At 51.7% G+C, this 14,004-nt stretch carries 14 protein-coding genes; 9 read left to right on the forward strand and 5 right to left on the reverse strand.

Going from position 1 to position 14,004, the window contains the following annotated elements:
• Window positions 1-11: 11 nt before the first annotated feature.
• Entirely contained in the window at window positions 12-1,316 is a 1,305-nt protein-coding gene (locus ACZ43I_RS02900) for an MFS transporter (protein ID WP_344703470.1), read from the reverse strand.
• A gap of 62 nt (window positions 1,317-1,378) precedes the next feature.
• On the opposite strand from ACZ43I_RS02900, the gene ACZ43I_RS02905 reads away from it, so the two are divergent.
• The 7 genes from ACZ43I_RS02905 (at window position 1,379) to ACZ43I_RS02935 (ending at window position 9,809) form a co-directional block, all read left to right on the forward strand.
• Window positions 1,379-2,878: a UDP-N-acetylmuramoyl-L-alanyl-D-glutamate--2,6-diaminopimelate ligase gene (locus tag ACZ43I_RS02905; RefSeq protein WP_344703472.1), complete on the forward strand. Its 1,500-nt coding sequence runs from the start codon at window positions 1,379-1,381 to the stop codon at window positions 2,876-2,878.
• Window positions 2,853-3,092, forward strand: a complete 240-nt coding sequence (locus ACZ43I_RS02910; protein ID WP_344703474.1) for a YueH family protein — start codon at window positions 2,853-2,855, stop codon at window positions 3,090-3,092. The genes ACZ43I_RS02905 and ACZ43I_RS02910 overlap by 26 nt, the downstream gene beginning before the upstream one ends.
• A gap of 10 nt (window positions 3,093-3,102) precedes the next feature.
• Window positions 3,103-4,659, forward strand: a complete 1,557-nt coding sequence (locus ACZ43I_RS02915; protein ID WP_344703476.1) for a peptide chain release factor 3 — start codon at window positions 3,103-3,105, stop codon at window positions 4,657-4,659.
• A 240-nt stretch (window positions 4,660-4,899) separates the two neighbouring features.
• Window positions 4,900-5,697 (forward strand): TerC family protein, encoded by a 798-nt coding sequence (locus ACZ43I_RS02920; RefSeq protein WP_344703478.1) that lies wholly within the window; start codon window positions 4,900-4,902, stop codon window positions 5,695-5,697.
• 42 nt (window positions 5,698-5,739) lie between these two features.
• Complete coding sequence (locus tag ACZ43I_RS02925; RefSeq protein WP_344703482.1) at window positions 5,740-7,410, forward strand: S1C family serine protease; 1,671 nt, start codon at window positions 5,740-5,742, stop codon at window positions 7,408-7,410.
• Between the two features lie 159 nt (window positions 7,411-7,569).
• Window positions 7,570-8,925, forward strand: a complete 1,356-nt coding sequence (locus tag ACZ43I_RS02930) for a TrkH family potassium uptake protein (protein WP_344703484.1) — start codon at window positions 7,570-7,572, stop codon at window positions 8,923-8,925.
• 29 nt (window positions 8,926-8,954) lie between these two features.
• Window positions 8,955-9,809, forward strand: coding sequence for a bifunctional UDP-sugar hydrolase/5'-nucleotidase (locus tag ACZ43I_RS02935; RefSeq protein WP_344703485.1), 855 nt, complete (start codon window positions 8,955-8,957; stop codon window positions 9,807-9,809).
• A 318-nt stretch (window positions 9,810-10,127) separates the two neighbouring features.
• Here the strand turns inward: ACZ43I_RS02935 and ACZ43I_RS02940 are convergent, their stop codons facing one another.
• The 4 genes from ACZ43I_RS02940 to ACZ43I_RS02955 all read right to left on the reverse strand — a co-directional run bounded on the left by ACZ43I_RS02940 (window position 10,128) and on the right by ACZ43I_RS02955 (window position 11,639).
• Window positions 10,128-10,304 carry a YkvS family protein gene (locus ACZ43I_RS02940; RefSeq protein ID WP_344703521.1) on the reverse strand — a complete coding sequence of 59 codons (177 nt, stop codon included), beginning with the start codon at window positions 10,302-10,304 and terminating at the stop codon, window positions 10,128-10,130.
• A 102-nt stretch (window positions 10,305-10,406) separates the two neighbouring features.
• Entirely contained in the window at window positions 10,407-10,838 is a 432-nt protein-coding gene (locus ACZ43I_RS02945) for a spore coat protein (protein WP_344703487.1), read from the reverse strand.
• Window positions 10,839-10,876: 38 nt separating this feature from the next.
• Window positions 10,877-11,083, reverse strand: a complete 207-nt coding sequence (locus ACZ43I_RS02950; RefSeq protein ID WP_344703489.1) for a spore coat protein — start codon at window positions 11,081-11,083, stop codon at window positions 10,877-10,879.
• Between the two features lie 82 nt (window positions 11,084-11,165).
• Window positions 11,166-11,639 (reverse strand): sigma-70 family RNA polymerase sigma factor, encoded by a 474-nt coding sequence (locus ACZ43I_RS02955; RefSeq protein ID WP_344703491.1) that lies wholly within the window; start codon window positions 11,637-11,639, stop codon window positions 11,166-11,168.
• A 208-nt stretch (window positions 11,640-11,847) separates the two neighbouring features.
• On the opposite strand from ACZ43I_RS02955, the gene ACZ43I_RS02960 reads away from it, so the two are divergent.
• Together ACZ43I_RS02960 and ACZ43I_RS02965 are read left to right on the forward strand one after the other, a co-directional pair.
• Window positions 11,848-12,348 carry a competence protein ComK gene (locus ACZ43I_RS02960; RefSeq protein WP_344703494.1) on the forward strand — a complete coding sequence of 167 codons (501 nt, stop codon included), beginning with the start codon at window positions 11,848-11,850 and terminating at the stop codon, window positions 12,346-12,348.
• Window positions 12,349-12,381: 33 nt separating this feature from the next.
• Window positions 12,382-13,893: a hypothetical protein gene (locus ACZ43I_RS02965; protein ID WP_344703496.1), complete on the forward strand. Its 1,512-nt coding sequence runs from the start codon at window positions 12,382-12,384 to the stop codon at window positions 13,891-13,893.
• Window positions 13,894-14,004 lie beyond the last annotated feature (111 nt).

Consider the following 14,004-nt stretch of genomic DNA (forward strand, 5'->3'; position numbering starts at 1 on the left):
TCATTTTGACACTATTGGCGGGCCGTGCGCCAATTCGTGAAGAAAAGGACACCGTAGTACAGGAAGAGGATGATGAAAATCAATCCGCTGGCCGTAAGTGTAGCAGTCACCGTGCCGAATATATCCGCAGTCAGGCCACCAAGGACCGGGCCGATCATTGCGCCGATTCCTTGGATGGAACTGATTACACCCCAGGACTCTTCCTTACTGCCTGCACCGATGCTGCCGGCGAGATACTTATTCCATGCAGGTAGCATGATGCCGTAGGAAAGCCCGATGAAGCTTGCGATGATGAAGATCAGCCACACCGTTTCAAGTGTGCTGAACCAGATGACGCCCGTTGCATAGATGAAGAAACCGCTGACGATGACCGTGCGGGTGAATCGCTCTGTATGGGCATCGAGTGCCCGGCTCAACACTGTCATTGAAAATCCGACGAGACCGAACACGATCAGGATAAAGAACGTGTATTCAAAATAGTTCAATTCAAGCAACGAGGTGATGTATGTCGGCAGAACCGGCAGCAGCATGCCGACACCGAGCCCCTGGAGCATGATGCCGGGCATGTTTTTCATATGGTGGCGCAGGATTTCCCACGTCTCACCAAGTGGCAGCCGGCGCTTGCGGCGGCTCGCGGTGGCCTCTCCATGAGTTTCCACTTTATAGTCGCCCGGCAGGATCAGGAAGATGATGAAGTTCAGGGCGAAGACGATTACCATCGCAACGACCGCAGCAGCATCGAATATGCCGATCAGGAAGTTCATGATGACCATGCCAGCACCGAGGCCAGAGAGCCAGGAAAAGAAGATGAGGCCCATTTCCCGGCCGCGATTTTCATCCTGCACATTCGACAATGCGATGATCCAGATCGGACAGACACTGATGCCGAGCAGACATGCTGCGATCAGGAGTGAATAGAAGCTTTGGTCGAACATGACGAGCGCCATGGCCCCGACGCCGACCATATAACTCAAAAACATCGTCCACCAGGCACCGATTTTACGCATGATAAAACCAAGCCAGATGTTGGTCACGGCATCGAATACATAATGCATCGTGATGACGATGGACGACAGGCTGAGTGAAATGATGCCGATCGTCGGCAGGGCCGGTAGGTAGCTGAGTATGAACATGCCCCGGACGACTTCCGTCAGGCACAGTATGAAAGCGAGTTTCCAGAATCGTTTCTTTTTAGTATTGGTTGTCATTACGTCACCTTTTATAACGCCGTCATCTCCTCTACGGGCATGAAGACGTTGTATTTTATGGTTGTCATCATTGTTCAGATGATACGGAACGGTTTGCCCTTCTGTCAATTCCCACTATTAAAGAGCATTCTTCTATTGTATAATATAAAAGTTGAAAGGTGGCAGGAAAAATGAATTCGAAGACATTGATTTCCCTACTGAAAATTAAAAAAATATACGGGGAATTTCCAGAAACGGTGGCGCACATCTCCATGGATTCCCGTGAAGTGGATGGAAATGCCATATTCGTAGCGGTGCGGGGCCATCAGGTCGATGGCTTCGATTTCATTCCGCAGGCTGTGGAATCAGGGTGCCGCTTCATCGTAACAGACCGTTATACCGATTTGCCAGAAAATGTCGGGCTCCTCGTCGTCAGAGATCCCGTCAAAGTGGCTTCCCTATTCTCGGAATACATCTACAGCTTCCCACATGAAACCCAGACGATGATAGGGGTGACGGGGACGAACGGTAAAACCACCGTGGCTACGATGATCCATAATCTAAGCCGTGCACTCGGCAAGAACAGCGCATACCTCGGGACCAACGGTTTCGTTGTGAACGATGACCGCTATGCCAGCACCAATACGACGCCTGAGACGACCCGGCTCCATAAAAGGATCAGGGAAGCAAGCGAGCGGGATTCCGAAGTCTTCACGATGGAAGTATCGTCGCATGCCCTGGGCCTCGGTCGGACGTTCGGCATCGACTACGACATCGCAATCTTCACCAACCTGACCCAAGATCACCTCGATTTTCATAATACAATGGATGAATACGGCTATACGAAGGGATTGCTGTTCTCCCAGATGGGCCAGAACGTCAGAGACCCGAAATACGCCATCCTCAATGAGGACGACCCCTGGTCGGCGCGCTACCGCGCGATGACGCCGCATGAGGTCATCACCTATGGAATGACCGACTCGGCAGACTTCTACCCGTCCGACATCGCGGGCACGCTTGAAGGTTTCACCTTTACATTGAATACCCCAGAAGGGCAGTATCATGTCGAATCGCCCTTCATCGGCCATTTCAATATACAAAACCTGATGTGTGCCATCATCAGCGAATGGCTGCAGGGCTATAAGCTGCCGCGCATCATCGGCGCAGTCAAGGATATGGCTCCTGTAGAAGGGCGGCTCGAGGTACTCGACCGCACGCTGCCGATCGACATCATCATCGATTTCGCCCACACGCCAGATGCTCTCAATAAAATCATCGATACAATCGAACCGTTCGTCACCGGCAGATTGATCTTCCTGGTCGGCATGACCGGCGAACGCGATCTGTCGAAAGCCAAAGAGATGGGCCATATATCGACGCGGGCGGACGTGGCGATATTCACACCCGACAATCCCGCCAACGATGACCCTGCCATGCTGGTCGCAGCACTCGCTGAAGGGGCGGAGCACGACAATTACCATACCTTCCTGGACCGAACTGAAGGCATCGAGTATGCAATAGCGCTTGCGGAACCCGGGGACACGGTGGTGCTTGCCTGTAAAGGCCGTGAGCCATACCAGATCATGGAAGATTACGTGAAGGTTCCCCACCGCGACGATCTGATCGCGCTGGACTGTGCCTACCGCAAATACAGGAGGGATGAGTATGTTTCAGACGACATCATCGATTGAGGGGCAAAGCATGCCTGTCTTCATCCAGGAGGCCCACTCGCGCGGAACATTCATCATCAGCCTCCCGGACATCCACTTCAGCATCGAATACCCGCAGTCATTGACTAGTGAAGAACAGATCGAAACACTTGTCCTGCATCTGTTCAGCATGATGGACGAAAATCAGGCTGAAGCAGTCGCCAGGGACATTGTACACGCAATTTCGCGAAAGTAAGGAGACAATTATGGATTTTACTCAAGAAATAGAAAAAAGGAAGACATTCGCCATCATCTCGCACCCGGATGCTGGTAAGACGACGCTCACCGAGAAGCTGCTCCTGTTTGGCGGTGCCATCCGCAGTGCAGGTACCGTCAAAGGTAAAAAAAGCGGCAAATTCGCCACCTCCGACTGGATGAAGGTCGAGCAGGAGCGGGGCATCAGTGTCACCAGTTCCGTCATGCAGTTCGACTTCGACGGCTATAAGATCAACATATTGGATACCCCAGGCCACGAAGATTTCTCGGAGGATACGTATCGTACACTGATGGCGGTCGACTCGGCCGTCATGGTCATCGATGCAGCGAAAGGCATCGAACCCCAGACATTGAAGCTGTTCAAAGTCTGTAAGATGCGCGGCATTCCGATCTTCACGTTCATCAACAAACTCGACCGAGTCGGCAAGGAGCCGTTTGAACTGCTTGAAGAGATCGAATCGACGCTCGACATCGAAACTTATCCGATGACGTGGCCGGTCGGCATGGGGCCGTCCTTCTTCGGCATCATCAACCGCAAAGACCGTTCGATCAACCCTTACCGGGAAGATGACAAGATCCAGCTGGATGAAGACTATGCACCGGTCGGCGGGCACGCCATCGAAGCAGATGAAGCGTTCCAGACGGCGATCGAGGAGTTTATGCTTGTTGAAGAAGCGGGCGATGACTTCGACGACGAAAAGATTGCCCGCGGTGATCTGACGCCGGTATTCTTCGGTTCCGCGCTGTCGACGTTCGGCATCGAGGAGTTCCTTGATACGTACGTCGACTATGCACCGATGCCGACGCCACGCCAGACTAAGGAAGAGTCGCTTGTATCACCGAAGAATGAAGACTTCAGCGGTTTCATCTTCAAGATTCAAGCCAATATGGACCCCCGCCACCGCGACCGCCTTGCATTCATGCGGGTCGTCTCAGGGAAATTCACGCGTGGCATGGAAGCTAAATTGGCACGGACCGGGCGCAAGGTGAAAGTCGCGCGCGCTACGATGTTCATGGCGGATGATACCGAAACGGTCAATGAAGCCTATCCGGGCGACATCATCGGCCTCTATGATACAGGGACGTTCCAGATCGGAGATACGCTATACGCCGGCCAGAAGGTCGATTTCGAAGACCTGCCACAGTTTACGCCTGAACTCTTCATGAAGGTATCGGCAAAGAACGTCATGAAGCAAAAGCACTTCTACAAAGGAATCGAGCAGCTTGTGCAGGAAGGTGCAATCCAGTACTACAAGACGATGCATACGAACCAGCCGATACTCGGCGCGGTCGGACAGCTGCAGTTCGAGGTGTTCGAGCACCGCATGAAAAATGAGTACAATACAGACGTCATCATGGAACCGATCGGCAAGAAGATTGCCAGATGGGTTGAAAATGAAGAAGACATCACCGATGCCATGCATTCATCCCGTTCGAACCTTGTGCTCGACCGCTATGATAACCAGGTGTTCCTGTTCGAGAACGAATTCGCCATGCGCTGGTTCAGCGATAAATTCCCGGAAATCAGACTCTATTCGCTGATGTAGGGTTTACGCTTTACATCAGGCACGGAATCGGCTATATTCAATAAGTAACTAAAAGAACATACCTTTCCAATCGGAAAAGGGGAGTAACGAATGGGGCGACCCATCGATGCATCGTCATGACGGAGAAATTCCCGGTGCATCGAGCAATACTTTGTATTGTATCGTGAGACCTTGGCCGCATCTCTACGGAGATCTGCAGCCAGGGTCTTTTTTCGTTCACTCGGAAAAGGAGGGAAACTAATGGATTTTGCAGTAATTTTAGAGTATTCATGGGTGCTGATCGTTCTCATCGTCCTTGAAGGGCTGCTCGCAGCTGATAATGCGGTAGTGCTCGCCGTCATGGTCAAGCACCTCGGATTCAAGGAACGCAAGAAGGCATTGTTCTATGGATTGCTCGGCGCCTTCATTTTCAGGATGGTCGCCATCCTGCTGCTCGTCTGGCTCGTCCAGTGGTGGTGGATGCAGGCGCTCGGTGCCATCTATCTGTTCTATGTGTCCATCTCACACCTCTATGCCATCTGGCGTGGGGGAGAGGACGAAGCAGCACATGAAGCGGCGGCTGAAGGCAAAAAACCGAAGAAGAAAGCAGGCTTCTGGCTGACGGTATTTAAGGTGGAAGTCGCTGACGTCGCCTTCGCCATAGACTCCATTTTGGCAGCAGCAGCAATCGCACTCGCGCTCCCAGAAGTGGGCGGTGACTTCTTTGGCGTCAATGCCGGACAATATACCGTAATGCTTGTCGGCGGCCTGATCGGTGTCATCATCATGCGGTTCTTCGCCAACTGGTTCGTCGAACTGCTCAACAAAAAGCCAGGACTTGAAATCGCAGCATTCATCATCGTCGGCTGGGTCGGCGTTAAACTATCGGTTCTGACGCTCGCACACGACGCGTTGGGCATCATACCAGAAGCCTTTCCACATTCAGTCACTTGGAAACTGATCTTCTGGAGCGTCATGGTGGTCGTCATCGCTGCAGGCTGGTTCCTCAGCGGCGATAGGGTTAATCAAGATGGTGAATCAGTGGAAACAAACAGATAAACGTTCTATAATTGAAGCAATACTCATGAGGAGGGGTCGCCTTTGGACAAGTCTAGGAAGCATATCATTCCGAAAGACCGGTATCGCCGTAAGCGCAGAACATTCAACGCCGGCGGTGGACGTGATGAAGAGAAGCAGACAGGACAAGCAGAGGGTCAGACAGAAGACCATAAAGACACAGTGGAATACAAAGGACCTAATCCGCACGATTATGGTAGTGACGGTAGCACAGAAGATATGCAGGGTCGCCGTGAGAATATGGGGGACACCATGCATATGGCACCTTCAGGCGGCTATGCGAAAACCAACAGTGCACGACAAGAACGAGGAGAAGACGCTGGGTCTGAAGAAGCATACACCGACCCTGATTCACGCGATCATGCGGCAGACGGCATAAGTGCCGATGCCAAGAATGGTCCGGAGAACATGGGTGACACCATGCATATGGCGCCTGAGCCTGGACCCGCCGGAAGCGCTGCGCCAGAAGAACGCCGGGGAGGCGGTGGAGGTGGCCGTAAAGGCAGACGGGGTGGCTGTTTGAGCACTATCCTCCTGCCGCTTATCGCCGGATTGATCGGTGCCTTGATTGCGCTTGCTCTATTCAGTGCATTCACTGACGACACGAACCAGGATGAAGCTGCTGAAGGCGTCTCGGGAAATGGTCAGGATGAGCAGGGAGAGGAAGGCGATCAACAAGGAGGAGACGATAGCGGTGACGCAGAGGTCTCAGGTACAACAGCCGCTATCCAGAAGGCGCGCAAGTCCGTGGTGTCGATAGTCAACCTCCAGAAGATCGATGAAATCCTACCCGGACTCGAGCAGCAGACTGACAGCGAACCCGAAGAGGCTGGGACTGGTTCCGGAGTCATCTATAAGCTGACGGAGGAAGATGCGTACGTCGTCACGAACAACCATGTGGTCGACGGCGCCCAAGAGCTCGAAGTGACGCTTGAGAACGGTACCCAGAAATCGGCTGAAATTGTCGGTACTGACCTGTGGACGGACCTCGCGGTATTACGTATGGACCGCGGTGAAATCGAAAATGCCATCGAGTTTGGCGACAGTTCAGACCTCCAGGTGGGTGAAACGGCAATCGCCATCGGTTCGCCCCTTGGCCAGGCATTTTCAGGTTCAGTGTCACAAGGTATCATCTCAGGCCTCGATCGCAGTGTGCCCGTCGATATAGACAACGACGGCAACTATGACTGGGAAGCGAACGTTTTGCAGACCGATGCGGCCATCAACCCAGGTAACTCGGGCGGCGCACTGGTCGACCAGTCAGGTAACTTGATCGGCATCAATTCGATGAAAATCAGCATGCCGACTGTAGAGGGAATCGGATTTGCGATCCCTGTCAACGAAGTGCAGGAGATTGCCACCCAGCTTGAAGAACAGGGTGAAATCTCCCGGCCGTTCCTCGGCGTCCTGCTGCAGGACCTCTATACGGTACCGGCTGAAGTGCTGGTCAATGAGATGAACCTGCCTGATGATGTCGAGTCGGGTGTAATCATCAGCAATGTCGAGGATGGCAGTCCGGCAGATGCGGGCGGCCTCAAGCAGTTCGATGTCATCGTATCGTTCGACGGCAATGAAATTGCGAACATGATAGAACTCAGGAAGTATCTGTATTACGAAAAGGAACAGGGAGAGGAAATGACGGTTGGCTATTACCGCAACGGTAATCTGCAGGAAACGACCGTCACCCTGGAATAGTGTGGGGCACCGGGTGACCGGTGCTTTTTTATATGAGTAGGAATGTTTCGGATAGGGTACTGTCAAGCAGTATGAAAGTCACCTTGACACAGCTTGATCCGGTACGTGATAATAAGATGTATTTATGAGAACCGCACGGTTTTGAAAGAAGGGATTGCAATGTTCAAATCGTTGGAGCGTTTCCTCGACTCGCTCACCCCCCAACGCGGGATTTTTCTGTACTATCTGATTGCGCTTTTTGTGGCAAGTTCTGTGCTGAGCCTGCCTTTCCTCTACCGCGGGGAGAAGGATACGGCGCTGATCGACACGATTTTCGTCGCAGCCTCCGCCTTGTCGGTGACGGGCCTGACGCCGATTACGATAGCCGAGACGTTCAATACGAGCGGCTACGTGGTCATCATGATCATCCTGAACCTTGGTGGGGTCGGCATCATGGCTATGGGTACCATGCTTTGGGTACTGTTCGGCCGTCATATCGGCCTGAAGGAGCGCATGCAGATTGCCGTTGACAACAACCAGTATAAATTCTCGGGGGCAGTCAAGCTTGTCATTGAGATACTGAAGACGCTGCTGATCATTGAAACGATCGGTGCGGTGATGTATTTCATCTATTTCATGGCGGAGTCCAATAATTTCTACTATTCCCTCATGAACGGCCTGTTCCTGTCGGTTTCAGCCACAACGAACGGCGGTATGGACCTGTTCGGCAACTCATTGATCAGCTATGAGGAGGATTACATACTGCAGGTGCCGGTGATGATACAGATTATGCTCGGTGCCATCGGTTACCCGGTATTGATAGAAGTCCGTCGTTTCCTCCGGTCGCGCAAACGGAATTTCCGTTTTACGTTGTTCGCCAAAATCACGACGTTCACTTATCTGGCGCTCTTCCTCGTGGGGACGTTCTTTATCTTCGTCATGGAATCATCGAACTACTTTTCGCAGGACTCATGGTTCAAAACGTTGATGAACAGCATGTTCGCCTCTGCGACTACACGAAGTGGTGGGCTGACGACCGTCGATCCGAGCCTGTTCAGCGATGCAACACAGCTTGTCATGAGCGCCCTGATGTTCATCGGTGCCTCCCCAAGTTCCGCCGGGGGTGGCATAAGGACGACCACATTCGCACTGCTTATCCTGTTCCTCATCTCATTCAGCCGGGGACGCAAGGATATCCGCATCTTCAACCGTGAAGTCGACGGTGAGGACCTGCGCCGTGCATTCGCCGTCATCATACTGGCAGTCTTCCTGGTATTCAGTGGCATCATTTCAGTAGTCCTGTTTGAGGGCGGGCGCTTCGACTTGATCGATATCATATTCGAAGTCACCAGTGCATTCGGTACGACCGGCTTATCGACCGGCATTACAGGAGGTCTGACCAACTGGAGTAAAGTGGTCGTCATGATCTTCATGTTCATCGGACGGATCGGTTTCATATCCTTCCTGTTCTCGATGGGCGGCAAACAGAAGGAATTGTCCTTCCATTATCCGAAAGAACGCATCTTGATCGGCTGATAAACTTCAAATGAGAGGAGTATCCAGACATGCAGGAATTTTTCAGTGTCAGCCTCATACTGACCCAGCATCTTGGGCGCAACCTCGGCAGTGCTCCGGGCGTGACGTTGTCGAAGGTGGCCAAGTATAAGAGGGGGCTGCTCTTTGAGCAGAACCACCACGTCATCCTTGCCGACCTCGGGGGCACGATCGGCATCGATCTGGATTACATCACCCCGCGCAACCCTGCCATCACGGCGATGAACTATATGGATTATGGCTTCGGCGTGTTGAACCATAAGGACATGGACAACATTTCACGGCTCAGGCGTTCTTTGAGCTTTTCGAAGTTCCCGTGGATGAGCTGCAACATCACCCATCCGGCCACAAAGGAACCGTTTTTTGGGGAGCCGTACGAAATCTACAGGACCAACGGCATGAAGCTCGCCATCCTGGGCGGCTATGCCGGCACCTACGATCCGTCCCGCAGTAACGGTGAGCAGGATCTCCACATCTCAAATCTCAGCAGCTCGATCAAACGCTGGCTCAGATACATCTATGACACCGAAAATCCCGACTACGTAATCGTATGCCTCGCCGATGCCGACGATACGATCAGCCGGGTCATCCACGATATGGAAGGCGTCGGCCTTCTGATTACCGGCAGCTGTGGCGCAGCATCATATGAGGAGAACCACCATGACTCTTATTCTGCGGAGGATGAACGGCATATCCCGAGATACCACCACCATCACACCGGCAAGGTGATGCATGTAGAGCTCAACTTCAAGACACGCACCACCACATATGAATATTTAAGCCATTCCGTCTCCCGCATCGACCGTGAAGTATCCCAGCTCCAGGAAGACCACCGTCTTCTTGATCTGGTCCACTATCACTTATAGAAAGACGGCACAGACGATAAAAGAGCAGCGCCCCCGCAGATTATGCAGGCCGCTGCTCTTTGTTTTGGCAAGGGATGTGCGGAGTCGGAAGTCTAACTCCCGTTCGTCTGGTCGACGAAGGGGAATTGGCCATCTAACTCTCGTTCGTCTGGGCAACGAAGGCGAATTGGGTGTCTAACTCTCGTTCGTCTGGTCAACGAAGGCGAATTAACCCTCTAACTCTCGCTCGTCCGCACAGCGAAGGGGAATTAACGACTTCCCATCCCACATCACGAAAAAACCCGCTACACTGCATCTCGCAGCATAACGGGTCGGGGATTATTCTTCGACGATTGTATACCTTTTATGGTTGACTACAGTCTTTTCAAACATTTCATGCTCGTCGAAATTTTTATCCATCGTAATATCGACGATGACAGAGTTGTCGTTGACTTTCTCAACTCTTCCTTTCATGCCTTGAAATTCTATGATATTCCCTACTTGTGCTGCTACCACTTCTGTTTCTTCATCCATGCGTCAAACCTCCACTACCAATGATGTAAGATATTATACTAGATATGCGGCAATATTGAAAGTGTTCGGGCATCCCATTATCTGTCAGGCGTCCGGTGTACCCTGCGCCTTATTATCCGGTACCGTGACCGCTTCAGGTTCCTGCTTAGAAACGGTGGCGTTCGACGCTTCTTGCGAGTCATCAGGCCGCCGCTTCTTCAGCTTGTTCTCTGGCTGTCTGCTCTTGGCTATGATCTTGCGCGTCTTCTTCACCTTCTTCTTATCCTGCTTGACCTGTTTCTTGAGGTCATACGGGTGATAGGCGCCGATTTCGACCATATAGTCCGCAATCCGGGAATGTTGGTTGATCGCCTGTGTAAGCTGTCGCCTCAGCACGTCGCGCACTTCCGGGGAAATCGTCTCCGTCAACGCGACCGAATAGGCCCGGACGGCCGATTTGGATGAGACGAGCATTTCATGTACGATGAGCTCATCCTTTTTATTGCCGGTATGTTCCATAATATCATCAAATTCCATTACTGCAGCCTCCCTAAAAGATAAAGGACATGGGCCCTCTATGGTAACAGTGCTTCTATTTCTTCAATGGCTTTCTCGGATATCTGCTTTTCCTTCCTGAGCAGCGATCTGAGCTTGGGATCATCCACCAGGGATTCCAATACGTGCGCCTTCATTAGAGATGCTTTTCTGAGCGTCACGATTTCGTGCAGTTCCAGCGTTTCATGCACGCCGAGTGGCACTTCGGTCTTGTCGCTTTTAGCCATGGTCAGCCTCCTGTTGGTATTTATGCATAAGGATAACATGCTTCTTGCCATTATACGATAATCTTGCCAGAAATCATAAAATTCAATCTTCAGGGCCGTATATCTTCCTCAACTTCACCCGTGCCGAAGCCCTCCAGTTTTTGACACTCGATGTACTGAAACCGGCAACAGAGGCGATTTCACGTACCGTAAAGCCTTTCAATGTATAGGTCAGCCACAGCATCTCCCGGTCATCGAGGACCCGGCGGGCGCTGTCGTAATGGAGGTCGGGCATGTCATCGTCAGCCCCGGTGTCCATCCCGGCATCACTGTCGGCACTGACATGTGAAGTATAGCGCGATACTTTGCGGATTTCATCGATCATCCGCTGCTGGATGCGCGTATAGACGAACTGGGATTCAGTCGCCCCTTTGCCTTTTACGGCATCGAAGGCAGTCAAGGCAGAGTAGACGGCAAGCCGGCCGACCTGCATATAATCATCTTTGTCATATTGGATGTTCAGTTTATTCATGATGCTGTGGATCATCGGTTCATACCGTTCTATTTGTTCATTCATATGAGTGTCCTATAACGCATCGATGCATCAGTTATTTCCGGATAAAACAATCATATGATGAAACGAATCAATCCGCCCGAGGCATAAACACGAATAGGTCGACTTAACTTCTCATTAAATTAACATTTTATTAAATATTGTTAATTATATGTTAAATAAAAGCCGTTTGGTGTATAATCTAAAGATCAACACATTGAAGAGGTGACCCATGATACCATCACTACTCAACCCGGGGATCTGCTGCATTGAACCAGTCGAACACCCCGAGTTTCTCTGCGAAGCGGTTTACCATGACCGCGTACTGCCCTCGGTCAAACCAAGTGAGGATCTGATTGATGAACTGCTGGTCTATTGCCACGGTACAAACTTAAAAGCGAGGCGGGCCCATCTGAAAGCCGCCCATGACATCCATCGGCTCGGTCCGATTGTCATAGACGAACGCATTGGTTTTACATTGTTCCCCGTAACGGTCTCACGCCGCCGCAACCCCTGCTGGGTGAACTTGCATCAGCTGCTTGAATTCAGGCCTGGGACAGAAGGGACGGAAATACGCTTCAACCATGGTATGATGAAATGGATAGATGCTGATTATAAATTGTGCGAAAAACAATATGCCAAAGCATTGAAAGTACTCGACCGCTCCACTAAAATACGGGAGCAGAGTGCGCTTTACACCACACGACAAGAGGGTGCGCGGCTCTTGCTGTAGAATGCAGGCACTCGGCGGAAAGGGGGGGAGGCTATGGAGATTCTCGCAGCAGGCGGCATCTATATGAAAGATGACTCGACCTTCACAGGTGGCCATGTCATCGCGATCTGCCTCGGCAGCCACTCGACCCATCGGGTCCGGCTGCACACTAACCTCAGCAGTGATTCCACGAAGACGCCCCCACTCTTGAAATACCTCCGCCAAAACGGGGTGGATCCAAGCTCAGCCGCACGCGTTTCGGCGCCATACGGCACCATCACCGGTGATGCTGTGACGCCATCAAGCAACGTCTTTGAAACGGTGCGCCGGGAGCGTATGCGAAAGCAGATGAACTATGACTGTCTCATCCTGTCCACCGATATATCGGAGCGCGACTTCAGATGGCTGACGACAGAAGCCAGCCACCGCAACATTCCGGTGCTCGTCTTTACATGCGGAGAGTACCCGGTCCATACTGGAGGGGACATCGAAACGATCCACCTCGATGATTCCGGCATCCCGGACTATGCCGGTCATATGAAAGAGATTACAGCCGTCCTCCTTGAGAAGGGATGGATTTCCGATCATCCCGTCACCAGAAGCCTCAGAGACCAAGTGCTACACCCGTCCATCGCAGTGCTACGCACCATCGGACAGCTTCTGCTGTTCGGTATAATGACCGGCGCAGTGCTACTTGGTATATTGTATCTGCTTGGACTGCCCGGCCAAGGTGATGGACATCAGGCGGAGATAGCACCAAAGCAATCTGTCGATCATCCTGACTGCAGTACAGTGGCGGCATGCACAACGCTTGGCGACCAACATCTGGACGCACTCGATGACTACATCGATATAGAAGATACAAAACATCTATTCGTCGAAAACCGGAGCCAGGTCGATTATCTGACATATCCCGTTGAAGATATGACGCTCGGGGCGCCGGAAGTGCACCAGTCGCTGCCGTTTGGAGATGAAGCGGCGTTTACAGAAATCTGGACGCGCTTCACTCATTTCTTTCCTGCCCGTGAGATCTCTGACGTCAATGCTTTCAAGCTGTTTTCGGATGGTGAAGGCAATACGCTTGCCTATGTAGACGTCAAGCCTTCTGGCACCACGCTGGCGATGGATATACGTGATAACCATGCGAAGCCGGGCGAATACCGGACGCTGATCCATGAGTTCGCCCACGTCTGGTCATTGCCGGTCGAAGACTTCAAGGACGACAGCACTGATGTGGCATCATTGAAGGAAGGGACTTTCATGAAAGCCTATACCGAACGATTCTGGTCCCAGTATGGTGAGGAATGGATTGACAACAAGTATAAATCGGATCCTGAACGGGAAGCGTTCTACAACAGCCATATCACTCATTTTCATGAGCCATATCAGGCGACAAATCCGAAAGAGGATTTTGCGGTGACATTCGTTAAATTCGTCACCGAACCGATGCCGGAGGGGCAGCAGCTGAAAGATGTTAAAATACGGGCGCTGTATGAACATCCGGAATTGGTCGCACTGCGGGCGACGATACTTGAGAACATGGTGGACTACGAAAAAAATAATTGATCGTTTTTTCAATAAATGAATGAATATGCATATATTAGGGTATTAAAAAGTGTCAGAAAAATCATTGGGAATAAAACTCGCTTGCACCATTTTATGACAAAATCATCAAAC

The organism is Salinicoccus jeotgali (assembly GCF_055379195.1).

Bases quoted from the DNA above. Each gene is read 5' to 3' on its own strand.
- ACZ43I_RS02905 (WP_344703472.1), top strand. From the start codon at position 1,379: ATGAATTCGAAGACATTGATTTCCCTACTGAAAATTAAAAAAATATAC.
- ACZ43I_RS02910 (WP_344703474.1), top strand. From the start codon at position 2,853: ATGTTTCAGACGACATCATCGATTGAGGGGCAAAGCATGCCTGTCTTC.
- ACZ43I_RS02915 (WP_344703476.1), top strand. From the start codon at position 3,103: ATGGATTTTACTCAAGAAATAGAAAAAAGGAAGACATTCGCCATCATC.
- ACZ43I_RS02920 (WP_344703478.1), top strand. From the start codon at position 4,900: ATGGATTTTGCAGTAATTTTAGAGTATTCATGGGTGCTGATCGTTCTC.
- ACZ43I_RS02930 (WP_344703484.1), top strand. From the start codon at position 7,570: ATGTTCAAATCGTTGGAGCGTTTCCTCGACTCGCTCACCCCCCAACGC.
- ACZ43I_RS02935 (WP_344703485.1), top strand. From the start codon at position 8,955: ATGCAGGAATTTTTCAGTGTCAGCCTCATACTGACCCAGCATCTTGGG.
- ACZ43I_RS02945 (WP_344703487.1), bottom strand. From the start codon at position 10,838: ATGGAATTTGATGATATTATGGAACATACCGGCAATAAAAAGGATGAG.
- ACZ43I_RS02950 (WP_344703489.1), bottom strand. From the start codon at position 11,083: ATGGCTAAAAGCGACAAGACCGAAGTGCCACTCGGCGTGCATGAAACG.
- ACZ43I_RS02955 (WP_344703491.1), bottom strand. From the start codon at position 11,639: ATGAATGAACAAATAGAACGGTATGAACCGATGATCCACAGCATCATG.
- ACZ43I_RS02960 (WP_344703494.1), top strand. From the start codon at position 11,848: ATGATACCATCACTACTCAACCCGGGGATCTGCTGCATTGAACCAGTC.
- ACZ43I_RS02965 (WP_344703496.1), top strand. From the start codon at position 12,382: ATGGAGATTCTCGCAGCAGGCGGCATCTATATGAAAGATGACTCGACC.